This is a genomic window from Agrobacterium sp. CGMCC 11546, assembly GCF_013365515.1.
Lineage (GTDB): Bacteria > Pseudomonadota > Alphaproteobacteria > Rhizobiales > Rhizobiaceae > Agrobacterium > Agrobacterium fabrum.
Genome location: NZ_CP047388.1, coordinates 38,922 through 57,798, shown reverse-complemented (window position 1 = coordinate 57,798; position 18,877 = coordinate 38,922). Strand labels below are relative to the sequence as shown.

The 18,877-nt window shown below is 58.7% G+C and carries 14 protein-coding genes; 9 read left to right on the top strand and 5 right to left on the bottom strand.

Annotated elements, in window-relative coordinates; all coding sequences use genetic code 11:
* Positions 1 to 50: 50 nt before the first annotated feature.
* Both GSF67_RS15155 and GSF67_RS15150 read right to left on the bottom strand, forming a co-directional pair.
* Entirely contained in the window at positions 51 to 560 is a 510-nt protein-coding gene (locus GSF67_RS15155) for a cytochrome P460 family protein (RefSeq protein ID WP_006311428.1), read from the bottom strand.
* Between the two features lie 139 nt (positions 561 to 699).
* Entirely contained in the window at positions 700 to 1,140 is a 441-nt protein-coding gene (locus GSF67_RS15150) for a hypothetical protein (protein WP_006311429.1), read from the bottom strand.
* A 639-nt stretch (positions 1,141 to 1,779) separates the two neighbouring features.
* Between GSF67_RS15150 and GSF67_RS15145 the strand changes: the two genes are divergently transcribed.
* Positions 1,780 to 2,868: a hypothetical protein gene (locus tag GSF67_RS15145; protein ID WP_006311430.1), complete on the top strand. Its 1,089-nt coding sequence runs from the start codon at positions 1,780 to 1,782 to the stop codon at positions 2,866 to 2,868.
* Between the two features lie 174 nt (positions 2,869 to 3,042).
* Here GSF67_RS15145 and GSF67_RS15140 read toward each other — a convergent pair whose 3' ends face one another.
* Both GSF67_RS15140 and GSF67_RS15135 read right to left on the bottom strand, forming a co-directional pair.
* Complete coding sequence (locus GSF67_RS15140) at positions 3,043 to 5,175, bottom strand: PAS domain-containing sensor histidine kinase (RefSeq protein WP_006311431.1); 2,133 nt, start codon at positions 5,173 to 5,175, stop codon at positions 3,043 to 3,045.
* Positions 5,172 to 5,918 carry a response regulator transcription factor gene (locus GSF67_RS15135; protein ID WP_006311432.1) on the bottom strand — a complete coding sequence of 249 codons (747 nt, stop codon included), beginning with the start codon at positions 5,916 to 5,918 and terminating at the stop codon, positions 5,172 to 5,174. The genes GSF67_RS15140 and GSF67_RS15135 overlap by 4 nt, the downstream gene beginning before the upstream one ends.
* A gap of 217 nt (positions 5,919 to 6,135) precedes the next feature.
* Here GSF67_RS15135 and GSF67_RS15130 point away from each other — a divergent pair, with 217 nt between their 5' ends.
* From GSF67_RS15130 to GSF67_RS15110, 5 genes are all read left to right on the top strand, one after another.
* Positions 6,136 to 7,164, top strand: coding sequence for an ABC transporter substrate-binding protein (locus GSF67_RS15130; protein ID WP_006311434.1), 1,029 nt, complete (start codon positions 6,136 to 6,138; stop codon positions 7,162 to 7,164).
* 98 nt (positions 7,165 to 7,262) lie between these two features.
* Positions 7,263 to 8,288 (top strand): ABC transporter substrate-binding protein, encoded by a 1,026-nt coding sequence (locus tag GSF67_RS15125; RefSeq protein ID WP_035214813.1) that lies wholly within the window; start codon positions 7,263 to 7,265, stop codon positions 8,286 to 8,288.
* Positions 8,289 to 8,366: 78 nt separating this feature from the next.
* Complete coding sequence (locus GSF67_RS15120; protein ID WP_006311436.1) at positions 8,367 to 10,598, top strand: iron ABC transporter permease; 2,232 nt, start codon at positions 8,367 to 8,369, stop codon at positions 10,596 to 10,598.
* Entirely contained in the window at positions 10,595 to 11,656 is a 1,062-nt protein-coding gene (locus tag GSF67_RS15115) for an ABC transporter ATP-binding protein (protein ID WP_006311437.1), read from the top strand. The genes GSF67_RS15120 and GSF67_RS15115 overlap by 4 nt, the downstream gene beginning before the upstream one ends.
* A gap of 27 nt (positions 11,657 to 11,683) precedes the next feature.
* Positions 11,684 to 12,493: an inositol monophosphatase family protein gene (locus GSF67_RS15110; RefSeq protein WP_006311438.1), complete on the top strand. Its 810-nt coding sequence runs from the start codon at positions 11,684 to 11,686 to the stop codon at positions 12,491 to 12,493.
* 234 nt (positions 12,494 to 12,727) lie between these two features.
* On the opposite strand, the gene GSF67_RS15105 is transcribed toward GSF67_RS15110, so the two are convergent.
* Complete coding sequence (locus GSF67_RS15105) at positions 12,728 to 13,963, bottom strand: class I SAM-dependent methyltransferase (protein WP_244399775.1); 1,236 nt, start codon at positions 13,961 to 13,963, stop codon at positions 12,728 to 12,730.
* Between the two features lie 160 nt (positions 13,964 to 14,123).
* On the opposite strand from GSF67_RS15105, the gene gmd reads away from it, so the two are divergent.
* The 3 genes from gmd to GSF67_RS15090 are packed head-to-tail and all read left to right on the top strand — an operon-like array spanning position 14,124 to position 18,644.
* Positions 14,124 to 15,194 carry a GDP-mannose 4,6-dehydratase gene (gene gmd, locus GSF67_RS15100; protein ID WP_006311440.1) on the top strand — a complete coding sequence of 357 codons (1,071 nt, stop codon included), beginning with the start codon at positions 14,124 to 14,126 and terminating at the stop codon, positions 15,192 to 15,194.
* Entirely contained in the window at positions 15,178 to 16,173 is a 996-nt protein-coding gene (locus GSF67_RS15095) for a GDP-L-fucose synthase (protein ID WP_006311441.1), read from the top strand. The genes gmd and GSF67_RS15095 overlap by 17 nt, the downstream gene beginning before the upstream one ends.
* A gap of 17 nt (positions 16,174 to 16,190) precedes the next feature.
* Entirely contained in the window at positions 16,191 to 18,644 is a 2,454-nt protein-coding gene (locus tag GSF67_RS15090; protein ID WP_244399778.1) for a glycoside hydrolase family 28 protein, read from the top strand.
* The last annotated feature ends 233 nt before the right edge of the window (positions 18,645 to 18,877 follow it).

Here is an 18,877-nt window from a genome sequence, read left to right as displayed (position 1 = left end):
CGTGGATTTGTATTCGAGTGTAAAAGCTGGCCGCGGGGCCTTGTCATTCGTCAGGGCGCGTAGCGCGTGAACACAAAATCGTGGTCCTTGACGTTGCCCACGTGGCAGGAGAGACAGGTCTCATGCTGCGCGACATCGACCGGTTTGCCGTTGACGAACCGCCCGAAACCCCAGCCATGGCTGTCGGGATATTTTTTGGAGTCCTTGACCATCACCTGCACGGTGGTTGCCGCGCCCGGCACCGTGGCCGGGGGAAATTCGGTTGATTGCTGCCGCTTGTAAGCAAGCTTCACCAATATCGAGCCATCGGGAAAGGGCAGGGTTCCACTCTTGTAGGCGTTAACGGCGATATCGTTTGCAAGAACTGCACGAAGCTCGTCGAGCGGCGGCGCTTCCTGGGCGGGTGCGATGAACCGCCAGTCACGATATCCTTCGGGAAGCGTGACGCCATAGATGGGAGAGGCGTCTTCCGGCGGCGTGTCCGCGTGGCTCGAATAAGCAGCCCCAAAACCTGCTCCCGCAACTGAGAGAGCGGCGGCGAAGAAAATCTGGCTCTTCATGACAAATCCTGCCTGATCCGAAAATGATCAGGCAATGATCTGCGCCGCAGGTATCCGGCATGTGTCGTGAAACCCGCATTTATGTATCAGATCGTAGCACGGCGCGTTGCCGCTCCGCTTCGGGCGGGCCACATCGTCTTCAGATGCCGGCGAGCACGCTCACGTCATCGTCCTTTGGGGCTTCCATCGCGGTCCTGATCGCCTTCTGGATCTCGTCCTCGATGGCCTTCCTTTCGTCGGGTGGCATGGCGGCGAGATCGCCTTCCGACAATCCCCGCGCTTCCAGATATTGCGCCCGGATTTTCTCACCGAGGCTCATATGCGCCCATTTGCTCAATTCTTTCTCCTCCGGGCTCGGGCCGCCGCCCTGCAAGGGGGCTTGCTCGATGGATCCGCCCTGCTGGCCCTGGAGCGACCAGAGCGCATTGGCAAGGTTGGAGGAAATGGAAGGCGCGGACCCTCCCGTGATCAGCGAAGCAACCCGTTCGGGTGTCTGGCCCAGTGCCGGTTGAGAAACGTCCTGAGGCCGTCCGCGGGTATAAAGCACGGCGGCGGAGCCAATGCGATCGATGCTAGACATGGTGTATCTCCTTCGCCCGCAATCTGGCGTAGGTCGCTTGCGCCTGGCTTGCCGCAATGATTGCCCGCGGTCAGTGAGCCGAGGCCTGGCATCCGGACATCCCAGATCCGGATCCTCGGGAGAGCTCATTCAATCCGTCGATATCGACTGGCGCGCCTCTTTCGCAATCCAGTCTCTGCCTGCTTTCACCTTTGGATGTTCCTGCGTGCCGCTTCTGTAAACAAAGTCATAGCCCAGCTCTATGTCCGGCGTCAGCGTTATGGTACGCCGCCGCCAAGGGATGACATACAAATAAAATGAACCCGGATCGTGCCGGAAACACCCGCGGATGCGAAGTATAGTCTCTGTGCACTGATACGGCCGCCGCGCGCCGCGCAGCCGGCGGCATTCCCCCTGTAGCAATCACACTTTTCGAGATTTTTGCAGTATCTTTCTCCTGCAATGAACAATCGTGAAACTTTTTCGAGCGCGACGAGTTTGGTGAGAGAGCAATCAGCTCGCATTTCTCGCTGCCTATAATCACCCGCTACGCGGAGGATGATCGTCCTTTCGGAGGAGATACCACATGAATTCTATTATCTATCTAGTCGGTCTAGTCGTCGTCGTCCTGTTCATTCTCTCATTGCTGGGGCTACGTTGATGGTTGATCCAACGGGTATCGAAACAAATCCTAACCGCAGCTATGTCGATTGGCCTGCCATTTTCGCCGGTGCTGTTATCTCCTCTGGCGCCATGGCGATCCTCACCGCATTCGCGGGCGGTCTCGGACTTAGTTCCATTTCGGCCGACAATGGTGGCGAAGTCAGCACCGTGTGGCTGATCCTCACCGCGCTTTTCGTCATCCTCTCGATGGTGGGCTCCTATATGCTGGGCGGTTACATTGCCGGCCGCATGCGTCGCCCCGCCGGGGCTGCCGACAGGAACGAATTGACCGTTCGTGACGGCGTCAATGGTTTGGTCGTCTGGGGTCTCGGAACGGTTGTGTCCGCGTTCCTCGCTCTCGGCGTCTTGTCCGGCGGTGCGAAAGCCGTGGGCAGTGTGGCACAGACCGCTGTCGAGGCCACGGGTTCCGCCGTTGGCGGAGCAATGCAGGGTGCTGGTCAGCTTGCGGGCGGCATCATCTCGGGCGCTGGCAGTGCTGCAGGCGGTCTTGCGCAAGGTGCGGGACAGGCCGCTGCGCCCAGCATCGAGCAGATGCTTCCGCAGGGCTTGAAGACCAATCCGGTCGATTATTTCACCGATACGCTACTGAGAACCGACACTCCGGCCACCACCGTGCCGGGTGACCAAAGCGCCGGTGACTTTCAGCGGCAGATCAGCGGTATTCTCGGTAATCTGCTTGCAACTGGCCAGATTTCCGATGCGGATAAAACCTGGCTCACCAATCAGATCGCTGCCCGTACAAATATCAGCCAGACCGATGCCCAGGCACGGGTAAACGAAACGGTTGAACGTGTACAGGCTGTCAGAGCGGAAGCCCAGAAGAAGGTGGATGAAGCGCAAAAGCAGGTTGAGGCTGTGAAGGCGGAAGCGCAGAAAGCGTTGGAAGACGCCAAGAACAAGGCTGCCGATGCTGCTGAAAAAGCCCGTATTGCTGGCATTCTGACTGCGTTTCTGCTGGCTGCCTCCGCACTAGTCTCAGCTGCTGCCGCTTATATCGGTGCAGTGCATGGCGGACGCCACAGAGATGAAGGCCGCATCTGGGGTGGACTTGCCTATCGCAAATAACCAGTGCGAGTGATAAGAGCGGGCCTCCGTAACACCGGGGCCCCGCTCCAACAAGACGATCAAACTTATCTTACTTCCGCTGCAACCGCTATCCTCACGATGGCGGTTTTCTATTTCCGTGCCTGCCTCGAGGAATACTGACGTAAACGTCACCTGCGATGACACCACGTCATTTTATCGCGCGTTTTCAGGCATATCGTCCTGCTTGCCGAAGATCGGGAATGTGAGCGATACGCGCGCACCACAACCGGGCTGCGACGTGATTTTGGCATCACCGCCGCTTTGACGCATGAAACCGTAGACCATGGCGAGGCCAAGTCCCGTGCCGCCCTGTTGGGCGCGCGTGGTGAAATAGGGTTCGAAGGCGCGGTCCACCGCATCCTGATCCATGCCGTGTCCGTTGTCCTCCACGGAAATCTCGACAACATTATCCGATTTCTCGGCCGCAATGATGATGACGCCGCCGCCCGGCATGGCTGCGGCAGAGTTGAGGCAAAGGTTGAGAATTGACTGTTCGAACAGGGCGGCATCCAGCGCCAGCCTTGGCAGATCATCCTGAAGGTGAAGGTTGATCTGGTTGCGTGTACCGACCGCAATCTCGAGAACATCCACCATTCCCTTCAGCAGCGAGGCGACATCCACATAGACAGGGTGGATCGGCTGCTGACTGCCGATGGAGAGCATGCTGCTGGCAAGCTGGCGGCCACGATCGGCGGCTTTACGGATGCGGTTGATGTTGCGCTGCTGGCGCTCGCTAAAGCCTGTTTCGCGCTCCAGAAGCCCGAGGCTTCCAGTAATGATGCCGATCATGTTGCCGACTTCGTGGCTGAGCTGATGGGTCATGCGCATGATGCCATCAAGCCGCTGTGCCTTCGCGGCTTCTGCCTCCTGACGGTCGAGCGCTGTCACGTCGCGGGCCAGCAGCACGATGCCACCGTCCGGTTGCCGGGACACGGCAATCTCCGTGACCTGCTGATCCTGCGTGCGGTGGCGTACGGTGATCCGACTGGCGAGTCCGCCGGGCTCGTCGGAAGAGGGCAAGAGGGCCGGATCGATCTCCGGTATTGTTTCGATGAAGGCGCGCAATGGCAGCTTCCTCGAGTAACCGCCGCGTTTTCCGACAAGCTCGATGATACGCCTGTTCATGGTGATGGGCTGGCCGTCGGCGTTAAACAGCGCGATGCCTTCGTTCATCGTCCGGAAGGTGGAGCGGATAGTCCGGGCCGCGGCTTCGGCTGTGCGGCGAAGACGGGACACGCGGTCGACGCTGTCCTTGAAGGCGTGAAATGCGTCCGACAGGCGGATGAGTTCGGTTTCCGAGCCTCGATAGGTGGGCAGGCTGACATTCTGCTCGCCAGTAGCGAGGGAGTTCATGCCGCCTGAAAGTGCCGTTATGCCGTGCGAGACCCGCATGACGGAGCGGATGGAGAGGGTCGAGAGAATGATGACGGCCACAAAAGCGATCACGACCATGACGATCAGCCGGGTGAGCGCCGCCGAAGCCGAGGCGAGGCCTTGCGTCAGTCTGTGCGCGACGGCTTCGCTCTGCGTTTCGGTGGCGTGGGAAAGGTTGCGGGAGACGACGTGGAGTTTCGATACGGAGGACTGGATCGCAAACATTTCCAGAAGATATTGCGTCTGTGCGTCGAACACGCGTTTGTAAGGCGCAAGCCCCTCGGCTCCTGCGTCATCCATCGCGGCCGGCTCGTTCATGAAATAGCCGGTTTCCGACGTGAAGCGACGCTGCAATTCACCCAGTTGGAACAGGCTGGCGGAATTGGCCGCAGCCTGCACGATGGCATTCAGACGTTGGCGAAGGGCTCCCTCGGTGACGGCCTGACCCGTTGCGATTTCGCCGAGTGCCGCTGCCGCCTCTGCCTTGTGCTGCTGGGCCGCATCCGCATCCGCCGCGAGCGACAGGGTTTGTTGGCGAATGGCCTGGAGCAGCTCGACGATATCGTCGTTTGGAATGGTGTTCTGCGTTTCTGCTTTCTTGTATTGGCCGATGGTCCCGAGAAGGCTGTCGACCTGCGAAACCACCGCGCGGCTTTCGCTCGATACGCGGTAGGGGGATGTCGCGTTCATCAGCAGCGGCGCGCTGGAAACGAGATCGGCCACCTGTCGCGACACGAGCGAGGCGCGCGCAAGGCTGGAGAACGCCTGCAGGCTGTAGGTCGCCATTTCGGTCTTCGCTTTTTGCAAGCCGTAGATTGCGACAGCCGACAGAATGAAGACCGATGAGCATATGAAGACGATGGCAAAGGGCAGACGAAAGGCGATCGACTGGAGCAAGAGCCTGTTGATCACAATTGCGGCTCTGCACTGTCTGTGTGCAAGACGTAACCCTTGCCTCTGCGTGTCTGGATATGTTGCGGCAGATCCGGGTTGCGCTCGATCTTCCGGCGCAGGCGAAGCACCAGAACATCGACGTTGCGATCGATGAAACGGTCGCTTTCCGCGCCGAGGCGATCGAGAATATGGGATCGGCTGACCGGCCTGTTCGGCGTTTCCGCCAGAATTTCCAGAAGCGCGAATTCGGCCGTCGTCAGTGTCCGGCTGCGGTCTGCAAGGCAGACGGCGCGCCGCCCCAAAAGATCGACCGCCCAGTCTCCCAGTCTCAGCGCATTCGTCTCGGTTTCGCGCTCTGGCTCCTTTTCGACCTTGAGGGACGGAGCGATACGCCGCAGAACGGCCTTGATCCGTGCCGTCAGTTCAATCGGCTCGAAAGGTTTGACGACGTAATCGTCGGCGGCGGTTTCCAGACCCAGCACGCGCTCGGTTGCGCTGCCGGCCGCGGTTACCATGACGATGCCGACATTCAATCCCAGTTCGGTGCGGATGCGCTGGGCGAAGGTTCTGCCGGAAATTCCAGGCAGATTGTGATCGAGAAGCACGAGATGGATTTGTTCGTGTCCCAGTGTCGCTGCGGCATCTTCTGCCGAGTGCACCACAAGCGGAGACCAGCCTTCGGCCTCCACAAGATCGGCAATCAGTTCCGCCATATCAGGATCGTCTTCGACGATCAGTATCCCGATCCTCTGTTTCTGCAAAATCAAGTCCTCCCATCACCGATCATATGCAAGAGCGATGAAATATTCAAAAGCTCGATGATGACCGGTCGTGTTACATTTGTAATATTCGTAACCAATCTCGCCCGCAGGGAGCTTTCGTTGAAAAATCGGTAACCATTCAATGGATTGCTGAAATTCGTCGTTCTGGCATGATTGCCCTCGAGAATGGAACGGGGAGGTTCCATGGGAGGACAAGGTGAAAGCATCGCTTGCGGCATTCAGCGCCGGTTTGGCCCTGTGGGCGCTCGGCACCGCCGGGGCGCAGGCCGATGGACGGCTGAGCATTCTTTGCGCGGCGGATGATGCCTGGTGCGCGGCGATGCAGAGGGCTTACGAAACGAAAACCGGCGTGCAGACCATCATGGTCCGCAAGAGCACCGGTGAAATTCTTGAACAGGTTCGCAAGGAAAAGGACGCGCCGACGGTTGACGTCTGGTGGGCCGGTACCGGTGATACCCATTTGCAGGCCGCGTCCGAAGGGCTTCTGGAGGCCTACGCCTCGAAGAATGAAACCGAAGTTCTTCCCTGGGCGCAGAATTTCTTCACCATGTCGGGCGGGCAATCGGCCGGCATTTATGCGGGTGCGCTCGGTTTTGCCTACAATAGCGATCTTTTGCAGCGGCAGGGGCTTCCGGTTCCAAGCTGCTGGAAAGACCTGATCAGCGAGACCTATCGCGGCAAGATATTGGCAGGCAATCCGAATTCGTCAGGCACCGCCTTCACCATGCTCGCGACCCTCGTCCAGCTTTTCGGCGAGGAGGAGGCGTTCAGCTACATGAAGGCGCTCGATCAGAACGTGGCCGAATATACCAAGGCAGGCTCGGCGCCGGTCAAGGCGGCCGCGCGCGGCGAAGCAGTGATCGGCATATCGTTCATGCACGACGCCGTCACGCAGAAGGAGGCGGGTGCACCCCTCGTCATCGTCGCTCCCTGCGAGGGAACCGGTTATGAGATTGGTGCGGTCAGCATTATCAGGGGGACAAAAAACCGGGAGGAAGCCCGTCGGTTCGTGGACTTTGCACTGAGCCCGGATGGTCAGGCCACGGGGGCTGCTGCGGGGCAGAACCAGGTACCATCAAATGCAAAGGCAGCATTGCCGGCAGGCGCGCCGGACCTCTCGCTGATCAAGATGGTCGATTATGACTTTGCGACCTTCGGCACACCGGAAGAACGGGGACGGCTTTTGCGCCGGTTTGACACGGAAGTCCATCCCCCCAGCCAATAACCAGACGACTTGAGGCGGACCAGGACGACAGCCACCGGCATGTCGAACGGCGAAGCCATGTCCGCAGACTTATTCAGACGCAAACAATGGAGGAAATCATGCGACTGACGATCATATCCAGCCTGCTTCTCGCAGGCACCACGCTCTTGGGCGTTCCGGCCCATGCTGCCGGCGACCTCAATCTCATCTGCGCCGCAGATGTGGTGATCTGCGAGCAGATGAAGGGTGACTTCGAAAAGACCCATGACATCAAGGTCAATATGGTGCGCATGTCCTCGGGCGAGGCCTACGCCAAGATCCGCGCCGAGGCACGCAACCCGAAGACCGACCTTTGGTGGGCCGGCACCGGCGATCCGCATCTTCAGGCTGCTTCTGAAAACCTGACGCTCGAATATAAATCGAAGATGCTCGACCAGTTGCAGGACTGGGCGAAGAACCAGGCCGAAAGTGCGGGTTACAAGACGGTCGGCGTTTATGCCGGTGCGCTCGGCTGGGGGTACAATACGGATATCTTCAAGAAGAAGGGCTACAAGGAACCCAAGTGCTGGGCCGACCTTCTCGCACCCGAACTGAAGGGCGAAATCCAGATCGCCAACCCGAATTCCTCTGGCACGGCCTATACCGCACTTGCCTCGCTGGTGCAGATCATGGGCGAAGATCAGGCTTTCGATTATCTGAAGAAGCTCAACGGCAATATTTCGCAATATACCAAGTCGGGCTCGGCCCCGGTCAAGGCGGCGGCGCGTGGCGAAACGGCTGTCGGCATCGTCTTCATGCATGATGCCGTGGCGCAGACAGCGGAAGGCTTTCCGGTAAAGTCGGTCGCGCCGTGTGAGGGCACCGGCTATGAAATCGGCTCCATGTCCATCGTCAAGGGTGCGCGCAATCTCGAAAACGCCAAGACCTGGTATGACTGGGCGCTGCAGCCGGACGTTCAGTCGCGCATGAAGGACGCGAAGTCGTTCCAGCTTCCGTCGAACAAGACGGCCGAAATTCCCAAGGAAGCGCCGCGCTTCGAGGATATCAAGCTGATCAATTACGACTTCAAGACCTATGGCGATCCTGAAAAGCGCAAGGCCCTGCTGGAGCGCTGGGACAAGGACGTCGGCACCGCCGCCAACTGATATCCCATGTCGGCTGCCTTCGTTTCTCAATGACGAAGGCAGCCCCTTTCCGACACACTCAATTTTGTGAGGTTGACCATGACCCATGGCAATCGCAGGCTGGATATTGTTCTGGCCTTGGGCCTTGCTGCCCTGGTGCTGGTGCCCTGGTACCGCGTCGAAAGCGGCTTTTTTGGCCTTGGCTGGCTATCGGATTTTCCGACATCATCGCAGGTCGCGCCCGGCATTCTCCAGATGATAACCGAAGGCCGCATTTGGCTGTTCGGCGTCCTGATCTTCTTTCTGTTGGGAGCGGTTGCGCGGACGCTGTCCGATCCTATCCTGCGCGGCAGGCTTCTCGTCGCCGCCGGTGCTTTCGGGCTTGCCTTCCTCGTGCTTCAGGGGCTGGCGATCGGCTTTACCGGATGGACCTGGCAGACGACCGAAAGCCTCTTCGGAGCCATGGCCGACGGGCAGCCCTCCATGGGCGCCGGCGCCGTGACGATGGCTTTCGTCTTCGTGCTCTTCATTTCGTTTGGTCTTGCCGAACGGGGCTTCATGAAGGGTGACGTCTTTGTCGTCTCCTCTATTTCGCTGCTCGTATTCCTGGTCTGCGTCTTCGTCTTTTATCCCATTGGCAGCATGATGGTGGGCGCGGTTCAGGACTTTGACGGCTCGTTCAATCCCGACGGATTTATCCGCAATATGCGCGATCCCGGCATCTGGAGCCTAGACTGTGTCGTCGGTGCCGGCCGCTGCGGTGTCGCATGGCGCACGCTCTTCCTCGCCATCATGACGGCGGCGGGATCGACCATCCTCGGACTGGCCTTTGCGCTTGTCGCCACCCGCACGCGTTTTCCGTTCAAGAAAGGCCTGCGGCTGCTGACGATCCTGCCGATCATCACGCCGCCCTTCGTCATCGGCCTTGCCCTGACGCTGCTTTTCGGCCGTGCAGGCGTCGTCACCGAATTCATGTCGAGCGTCTTCGGCATCGAGCCGGGCCGCTGGCTCTACGGCCTGACGGGCATATGGATCGCGCAGGTCCTGTCCTTCACGCCTATTTCATTCCTCGTCCTGATCGGTGTCGTCGAAGGCGTCAGCCCGTCGATGGAAGAGGCGTCGCAGACGCTGCGTGCCGACCGCTGGCGTACCTTCTGGCGCGTGTCGCTTCCGCTGATGAAGCCGGGCCTTGCCAATGCGTTTCTGATCGGCTTCATCGAAAGCATGGCGGATTTCGGCAATCCTCTGGTGCTGGGCGGCAGCCACGGCGTTCTCTCGACGGAAATATTCTTCGCCGTCGTCGGCTCGCAGAATGACCCGTCACGCGCCGCAGTCCTCGCCATCGTGCTGCTCTGCTTCACGCTGTCTGCCTTCATCGCCCAGCGCTTCTGGCTGGCCGGCAAGAATTTCGCCACCGTCACCGGCAAGGGCGACAGCGGTGCGCATATCGCCCTTCCGAAATCCATGTCGATTGGGGTGCACGCGCTCGTCGTTCCCTGGATGCTTTTCACCATCGTCGTTTATGGCATGATCCTCGTCGGCGGTTTCGTGAAGACCTGGGGCCTCGATAATACGCTGACGATCGAACATTATGTCCGCGCTTTCTCCGTCAGCCTCAGCAATGGTTCGATTGCCTGGACGGGCGTTGCCTGGAACTCCTTCTGGACGACGATGGAGATCGCCCTGATTTCCGCTCCGCTCACCGCGGCTGTCGGGCTGCTGACGGCCTATATCATCGTCCGGCAGAAATTTGCTGGCAGGAACCTGTTCGAATTCGCTTTGATGATGAGCTTTGCCATTCCCGGCACAGTCATCGGCGTCAGCTACATCATGGCCTTCAACCTGCCACCGCTCGAAATGACGGGATCGGCCCTGATCCTCATTGCCTGCTTCGTCTTCCGCAATATGCCGGTCGGTGTGCGCGGCGGCATTGCGGCCATGAGCCAGCTGGACAAGAGCCTCGACGAAGCCTCGCTCACGCTCCGGGCAAACAGCTTCCGCACCATTCGCCTGGTAGTGTTGCCGCTGCTGCGCCCGGCGATCAGGGCAGCGCTGGTCTATTCCTTTGTCAGGGCCATCACGTCCATCAGCGCGGTGATCTTTCTCGTCAGCGCCCAATACAACATGGCGACGTCCTATATCGTCGGCCTCGTTGAAAACGGCGAATACGGTGTCGCAATCGCTTATTCCTCGATGCTGATCGTCGTCATGATCACTGTCATCGCGGGCTTCCAGCTCATCGTCGGCGAAAGACGTCTGCGGCGCGAAAACCGCGTCGCGGGCCTCGATGCAGCCAAATCCGTTTCTCACCCTCAGGAGAAAATCGCATGATCACCGTCAAACCGGGCTCCGTCGTCTTCGAAAATGTCCGCAAGACCTTCGGCGCATTCACCGCCATTCCAGTTCTGTCATTGACCATCGAGCCCGGCACGCTCGTCACCCTTCTCGGGCCCTCCGGTTGCGGCAAGACGACGACGCTGCGCATGCTCGCCGGCCTTGAACATCCCAATTCCGGCCGCATTCTCATCGGCGGCAAGGATGTCACCATGCTTCCCGCCAATGAGCGCGACGTCTCGATGGTCTTCCAGTCCTACGCCCTGTTTCCGCATATGAGTGCGCTGGATAACGTCGCTTATGGCCTCCAGTCTTCGGGCCTGAAAAAGGCCGAGGCGCGGGAGAAGGCCGAAGAGGGGCTGAAACTCGTCGGCCTTGCCGGCATGGGCCACCGCCTGCCGGCGGAACTCTCCGGCGGCCAGCAGCAGCGTGTCGCGGTTGCCCGCGCCCTCGTGCTGGAGCCGCAGGTGCTGCTCCTCGATGAACCCTTGTCGAACCTCGATGCGCGCCTGCGCCGGCGCGTGCGCACCGATATCCGCGAGCTTCAGCAGAGGATCGGCTTCACCGCCATTTATGTCACGCATGACCAGGATGAGGCGCTGGCGGTATCGGATCGCATCATCGTCATGAAGGAGGGAGAAATCGCCCAGTCCGGCGCGCCCCGCGAACTTTACGAGGCGCCAGCGTCCTCCTTCATCGCCGATTTCATGGGTGAGGCCAACGTGGTGCCCTGCGAAGTCGTCTCCCAGACGGGTGAAGAATCCCTCGTGCGGGTTGGCAACATGGAACATCGGGTCCGAAGCCGCGGTCCGCGCTCCGGCAGCGCCAAGCTTGCCGTGCGTCCCGGTGCCATCACCATCGGCGCGGCGGGTGGCAGCGGCATGCCCGGCCGCGTTCTGCACACGGCCTATCTCGGCGGCCACATCGAATATGAAGTCGAGACCGAAGTCGGTACGCTCTTCATCATCGACCATGAAATGAACCACACGCAACGCGAAACGAGCGATGTCACACTCAATTTCAAAAACCGTGGCATAGCCCTCATCGACGCTTGAAGACTCACAGACCCAAGGAAACTGGAAATGACAGGACGGAATGATGGCCTCGATCAACGCTTTGCGCTGGCAAAGGCGCTGGCGGAAGAGGCCGGTTTAATGGCGCTCGATTATTTCAACAAACGCGACAGCCTCGTGATCGAGACGAAAAGCGATCTGCAGGACGTGGTCTCCATCGCAGACCGCAACGTCGAAACCCTGCTGCGCGAGCGCGTCGCCTCGGCCTTTGTGGATGATGGTTTCCTCGGTGAGGAGCACGGTTATCAGGACGGCACCTCCGGCTATACCTGGGTTGTCGATCCGATCGATGGCACTGCCCCCTTCGTCAATGGCATGCCTAGCTGGTGCGTCTCCATCGCCGTCATCCGCGACGGTGCGCCGGTCATCGGCGTCATCAAGGTCCCGTGTTTGCAGGAAATCTACGCTGCCGCGCAGGGAAATGGCGCGACCCTGAATGGTGCACGCCTGCAACTCGATCCATCACGGAACCTGCAGAATGCGCTGACGGGCATCGGCAGCAATAACTATGTCACGCCGCAGCGCGTCGGTCACATCATCAGCGACGTGCTGGCCCGCGGCGGCAATTTCATCCGCAACGGCTCGGGAGCCTTGATGCTGGCCTATGTCGCGGCAGGACGCCTTGTCGGATATTACGAGCCCCACATGCGCGCCTGGGATTGCATGGCCGGCTTCTGCCTCGTTAACGAAGCCGGCGGCCGTTCCATGCCGTTTTCGCTGGAAGGTGAAAAGCTGTTCGAAGGACAACCCGTCCTCGCTGGCAATGCCTCCTGTTATCAGGAACTGGTGGACATTCATAAGGCAGCTCTTGACGCCTGAGTGAGGCGTGCAGCTTTCCGATATCGAAAAACGGCCCGTAGCGGCCGTTTTTTTACCTTTTTGGACTACAACAGCCCACGTCCCGAAGTCGATCACGAACTGATCGGTGTCATCGGTATATTAGGGCAGCCGGCGAATGGCTTAGCTTGCTGCCGCAACCATCTCCCATCGGGCTGTAACTCGGTACGTTGGATATCTTTTCTCTGCCCTCGCTCCGGCTGAGAAGTCATGACCCTAGATCAGCAGATAACTGGCTTCGGAAATGCCTTGAGCAATGGCTTGCCCCGCAAGGACGATAATGTCGCCTTCAACGGGTTGATGAGGCGGCAGCAAGTGTTTGTCGATCGTCAGCAGGAAATGCGATGAGTGCCGTTCGCCTGGCGAAATGGAAATGTAAGACCAGCGATGCCAGGCAAATGGCATCGTGGCGAGGGCCATTCCCAAAAGTCCTTTAAGACGCATCGACCATGTTGCCGAGGACTTGGCGTGACGGGCAGCATCAGTCTCGTCGACAATATGCGGACGCTGAAAGGCCGTTTGACCATGATTGATCTTCCATGCCTCGGGGTCATCATTGGCGAGATCGATCGTCGATTTGACCGGCTCGGCGATCAGCGCGACGTTCGGGCTGAGCAAGCGCGGAACGAAAGAAAACGGCAGGCTGCGGATTTCGCGCAAGGGCGCGTTGACGCGGATAAGCTGCGCCAGACACCGCCAGTCGAAGCCCTGATGTGACGTATGATGCGCAGGCACCCGGTCCATCCGATACAACCCCGCCCAAAAGGTCTCTTTCAGGTTGCCGGACTGCCGGTTGTAGCCCATGAGCGCCGAACCCCAGTTCTTGATCCATACGGCCGGCCCGACTTCGACCGGCACCGTCACCAGGAAAATCCGCGGACGAATGATCGTGCAGACATGCTCGATGACGCGGACCGTGCGGTTGAGGTGGATATGTTCGAGCGTTTCCAGTGCAATGACGATATCGGCCTGGATCGTTTCGTAAAGCCTCTCGTCGGCTGCGTCGCCGACGATGAAACGGCAGTTTTCGTTTTTGCCGTAACGATTGCGCGCGGCATCGATGAAGATTGGATCGTAGTCGATGCCCACATACTCAACGTCGAATTTTTCGAAAATATGGCCGACCGCCGTTCCAGGACCGCAACCGATATCCAGTATTCTGACCTTCCGATTGCCAACGTCCTTCTGCACTGTTTCGAGGACCTCGAGCAGCTTGCGATAGCGGCCCGCATGCAGAAAGCGCGTGAGCCAGTTGAAGTCCTGCATTTTTTCGTAAGTCGTCGCGAACGTACCCATCCAATCCGCCTCCATAAATCGTAGATGATGTCGCCTCGCGCTCCCTGCTACCTTAAAAGATCGTGCGCGACCCGGCGTTGTATTTCCGAAGTCTGGCACGGCCGGCGGGACCTGCAACTCGACCAAAAGGCTTAAGTCGAAAGCGGCAATACCCACCCTGCATCCTCTAAAAGACAGATATCGACGTGGTGCACGATGAATTGGCCAGTTCTGACTTGTCGTCCTCTCCCTTTTGGTATGCTGCCGACGCGCAGGGCCTCGTTATACCTTTCAGACAGGCGCCATCCGGGGCCGGAACCGCTGGGAGATGTGGTGGATGGTAGACAAGAGAGCCTTGATTATCGGCGTAACGGGGCAGGATGGCGCATATCTCAGCGAATTGCTGCTTGCCAAGGGATACATGGTTCATGGCCTGAAAAGGCGGTCCTCCTCCTTCAATACCGGCCGGATCGACCATCTTTATCAAGATCCATTCGAAGAAGACCTTCGCTTTCGCCTGCACTTCGGTGACCTGACGGATGCCACGAACCTGTGCCGCGTCATTCAGGAGGTCCAGCCCGACGAGATCTACAATCTCGGTGCCCAGAGCCATGTCCAGGTCAGCTTCGAGACGCCGGAATATACCGCAAATGCGGATGCGCTGGGCACGCTGAGGCTGCTGGAAGCCATGCGTATCCTGAACCTTGGCGATCGCTGCCGGTTTTACCAGGCATCGACATCGGAGCTGTTCGGAGGGATGGGCACTGTTGCCCAGCACGAGGGTACGCCGTTCTATCCGAGAAGCCCCTATGCTGCGGCCAAACTCTACGCATACTGGATGACGGTCAATTACCGGGAAAGTTACGGCTTCCACGCATCCAACGGCATTCTCTTCAATCATGAGAGCCCCATTCGCGGGGAGACATTCGTCACCCGGAAGATCACGCGTGGCGTTGCGGCCATCGAGCGCGGTCTCATGAGCAAGCTGCGTCTTGGCAATCTCGACGCAAAGAGGGACTGGGGGCATGCGCGCGATTATGTCGAAGGCATGTGGCGCATTGTGCAGCAGGAAATACCCGAGGACTATGTGCTTGCGACCGGCGAGGCACATACGGTGCGGGAATTCGTTGAGCTTGCTTTCGGCGTGGTTGGCAAGAAAATAGAATGGCACGGCGATGGCAGTGACGAAGTGGGATATGACGCCAAAACCGGCAATTCGATCATCGAAATCGATCCCAGATATTTTCGTCCGGCGGAAGTGGATTTTCTTCTCGGCGATCCCAGCAAGGCGCGCAGAAAACTCGACTGGAGCCACTCGACTTCCTTTTGCGACCTCGTTCAGGAAATGGTCGAAGCGGATCTTCGCCTCGTAATGTTGGAAGAGGGAAGAAATGAGTTCGTCGCCTGAATCGAAAGACATGCCATTCAGCTTGAATGGCAAGCGTGTCTGGGTCGCCGGCCATACGGGTATGGTCGGCTCGGCACTCGTGCGACGTCTGGAGCGCGAGAATTGCGAAATTCTCAAAGTCTCCCGCCGCGAGCTTGATCTGACCCGACAATACGAGACGGAGCAATGGATGGCGGCGGCAAGGCCCGAGGTTATCTTTGTCGCTGCCGCCAAGGTCGGAGGCATTGCAGCAAATGCAGCCTATCCGGCGGATTTTCTTTACACCAACACGCTCATTTCGATGAATATCATGAAATCTGCTGCCGATATCGGTGTCGAAAAGCTTCTCTGGATGGGGTCGAGCTGCATCTATCCGAAATTCGCAGCACAACCGATCATGGAAAATGCACTTCTGACAGGTCCGCTGGAGCCGACCAACGAGGCTTACGCGATTGCGAAGATCGCGGCGCTCAAGCTTTCCCAATTCTATTCCAGTCAATACGGCCTGAATTGCGTCTCCGTCATGCCGACCAACATTTACGGTCTGAACGACAATTTCGATCCGCAAAGCTCGCATGTCATTCCCGCGATGATCCGGAGAATGCATGAGGCGAAAATCAGCGGTCAGAACAAGATTGTTCTATGGGGTACGGGCAGTCCCCTGCGTGAATTTCTCCATGTGGACGATCTGGCGGATGCCTGTTGTTTCCTCATGAAATCATCGGCGCATTTTCCGCTGATCAATATCGGTTCGGGACGGGAGATATCCATCCGCAATCTCGCCCATCTGATTGCCGGTATCGTCGGCTACGATGGGCAGATCGTTTTTGACACCAGCAAACCCGATGGAGCCCCCAGAAAGCTGCTCGACTGCTCGCGGCTGAACGCACTTGGCTGGGCCTCGACGGTCGAGCTCAGATACGGGATTGAGGATTTGTATGAGTGGTGGCGACAACCGAAGTCGTTGCAATCGGATATGGTACGACAAGCGGCAAGATGAGATCGCCAAATTCCCTGATGTCATCGATTTTGCTTGCCGCCCTTGTGCTCGCATTTTCAGGTGTCTCGTCTGCCGGGCAGCCCGCAGTGCAGGGAACGCAAGAGCAAGGTAGCCAACCTGATCCACGGCAGTTCGGTTTCCCGATACCTCTCCCTGAACCGCGACTACCTGACGATGCCGATGCCTTCAATCCGCCGTGGATGGAGGTCGACGGCAAGGGGCCGGCAATCGCGGAGATTTCGAAAGCGGCGGGCGCTGGCGAGGTCGTCTCGATGACAGGTGTCGATCTCGACGGACGAACCGGCTTTCAAATCTTTTCGCAACCCCCCGGTGCCACGGAGGGTGTGGTGACGCCCGTGTCACGCTTGACGGCGGATGCGACGGCAGCGACGCTGCTACTACCAGCTACGCTTCCTTCATGGTCCACCTACCTGATCAGGCCACAGCGGGGGAATGTTCAAGGGCGCAGCTTCGCGATCAACCGCACCGAAAGCTGGTGGATCGGGCCGGATGCCGCAGCACCGGGAGCGATTGTCTCGGTCTATGGACGCAACCTGTCGCGGTTCAACGGGACCAGCCGATCCTATCTCTATATCAAGCCGACCGGTGCCGCCGGCTGGTACGTCAAGGCAATCTCCGTCAATCCCTTCAAGGTCGATTTCAAGGTGCCGGCTCTTCCGCCGGCGCGTTATGAAGTATGGGTTCACAATACCCATGGCGGCCGGTTCGGCTGGAGCGGTCCGCTGACACTTGATGTCCAGTCGCAATCGCCATGGGCGGCTCAGGATAAAAAGCGCATCGACGCCCGGCAGTTCGGTGCAAAGGGCGATGGTGTGACCGACGACACCGCAGCCATTTTGCGCGCCATCGACGCTGCGGCTGCAATAGCGCCAGCGACATTGTATTTCCCTGCCGGCATTTATCTCGTGACGACGCCTCTGATAGCGCCCGCAAACGTGGGCTGGTTCGGGGCAGGGATGAACAAAACGGAGATCAGGCTGAACCGCAGGATTGACCAGAGCATGGTTGGCGTTGACGGCGACGACACCCGGTTCGAGAACCTGACCCTCAATGCCAACCGCAACATTGCCGGTAAACCTCTTCTTGCTTTGCGCAAGACCAAAAACACGCGGCTGGATTCCGTCCGCGTCGACGCGTGGGGCGTGCCGGCTCTCGATGCGCAGGATACAGAAGGGCTTTTTGTCCATGCGTCCGAGCTGATCGAAAATGGGTCCTTTTACGGCACGAGCCGGCAGGTATTTTTCTCCGACAACCGGTTCCTGATGACGGGCTACGGTGAATCCGTCGTCGCCCTGTGGGGTGGGCGCGATTTTGCCATGACGGGCAACGAGCTGGTAAACGCCGATGAAAGCCGCGACGACGGTCATGGCATCGGACGTTTTTTTGTTGGCCAGGCGCATTTCGGAAGCATGCGAAACCTCTATTTTGAGAAAAACATTTCGCGCAACGCTGCGCCCCACGATTGTACCAAGGTCGATTGCAACAAGGGCGAACAAATCTGCTTCGAGATCGTCGGGAGCAAGCTTAAAAACGATTTCGTCGGCGCTTCGTCGAACTCGGTTACCTTCAAGTCTCTATCGGATCTGGGGGATGCCGTGCCGGGCGGACGCGATCTCGTCATCGTTGGCGGGCGAGGTGCCGGTCAGCACCGTCACATCGCGTCGACGGACGGTTCTGTCGTTCTGCTTGAGCAAGCCTGGAATGTCGTGCCGGATCGAACGAGCCGTTTTGCCCTGGCAGCGACCGCATCGAGAGCGGTGATATACGATAATACGCTCGATGGCAGGGCAAGTTATGCGGAGCATGACTCCGATTCCACCGGCGTTCTTCTCTACGGAAACGTCTACGATGTGGTGGTCGACAGCAATCGCATCTCCCGGATGCGGCACGGCATGATGACGGTTGCGCTGGACTCGACGCGCGGACTTAGCCCGTATTTCCTGCAATATTCCAACAACAGCGTGACGCGCAGCAACAGCGGCCTTTATGTCGGAACGACATTCGCAGATACCGGCGTTGCCGGGGTCTGGGGCGGTCTGGGAAATGTCTATCGCAGGAACAGGTTCACCGATATCGCCTATATCGGTGTCGAATTTGAAACCTGGAACCATCCCGGTGCCGACTATAATGGGACGGTCTTCGACGGAAATACCTTCGCCAACGTCCGTTACGGCTTCGTTGATGCCTACAAACTCATGTGGACGCACGACGGCAGCTTTAAGGCCGGGCCGGCCGAACGCTCAAGGCGGATCAACACTGTGCTCTACGACAATCATTTTACCCGGGGAACCTCAGGGGCCGTGCAAAGCGCGGGTTTCGTGACGATGCATCCGGAGAACAGCTGGGCAAATATCGGCTCCACATGGAGCGGTTTTGCAATGGGAAACGGAGGCCCAACGACCGGCGCCGTCAAATCGTCCTCCGATGCTGCAAGGCCAATACCTGATTGAACCGGGGGTCTGTTCCAAGAAAAATCCGGGCAAACTACCTCTAATGACGTATCTGCGGTGAATTGACGGGCTGCCGGAAAGTGGCGAATATGGCCCGATAGACCAAGGCCATGCGATACCAAGGGCCATTGAGATTGAGGCGCGGCGGTTTTCATCTCAGGCGAGGGGACCGACGGATCGTTCGTTACTCCATGAGTGGCGAGCGGTCTGTGGTTCCGTTTGACCGGGACAAT

What these genes read in the sequence shown, in the direction of transcription:
- GSF67_RS15145 (WP_006311430.1), top strand. Translation starts at nt 1,780, where the DNA reads ATGGTTGATCCAACGGGTATCGAAACAAATCCTAACCGCAGCTATGTC.
- GSF67_RS15110 (WP_006311438.1), top strand. Translation starts at nt 11,684, where the DNA reads ATGACAGGACGGAATGATGGCCTCGATCAACGCTTTGCGCTGGCAAAG.
- GSF67_RS15150 (WP_006311429.1), bottom strand. Translation starts at nt 1,140, where the DNA reads ATGTCTAGCATCGATCGCATTGGCTCCGCCGCCGTGCTTTATACCCGC.
- GSF67_RS15155 (WP_006311428.1), bottom strand. Translation starts at nt 560, where the DNA reads ATGAAGAGCCAGATTTTCTTCGCCGCCGCTCTCTCAGTTGCGGGAGCA.
- gmd (WP_006311440.1), top strand. Translation starts at nt 14,124, where the DNA reads ATGGTAGACAAGAGAGCCTTGATTATCGGCGTAACGGGGCAGGATGGC.
- GSF67_RS15120 (WP_006311436.1), top strand. Translation starts at nt 8,367, where the DNA reads ATGACCCATGGCAATCGCAGGCTGGATATTGTTCTGGCCTTGGGCCTT.
- GSF67_RS15115 (WP_006311437.1), top strand. Translation starts at nt 10,595, where the DNA reads ATGATCACCGTCAAACCGGGCTCCGTCGTCTTCGAAAATGTCCGCAAG.
- GSF67_RS15095 (WP_006311441.1), top strand. Translation starts at nt 15,178, where the DNA reads ATGAGTTCGTCGCCTGAATCGAAAGACATGCCATTCAGCTTGAATGGC.
- GSF67_RS15090 (WP_244399778.1), top strand. Translation starts at nt 16,191, where the DNA reads ATGTCATCGATTTTGCTTGCCGCCCTTGTGCTCGCATTTTCAGGTGTC.
- GSF67_RS15125 (WP_035214813.1), top strand. Translation starts at nt 7,263, where the DNA reads ATGCGACTGACGATCATATCCAGCCTGCTTCTCGCAGGCACCACGCTC.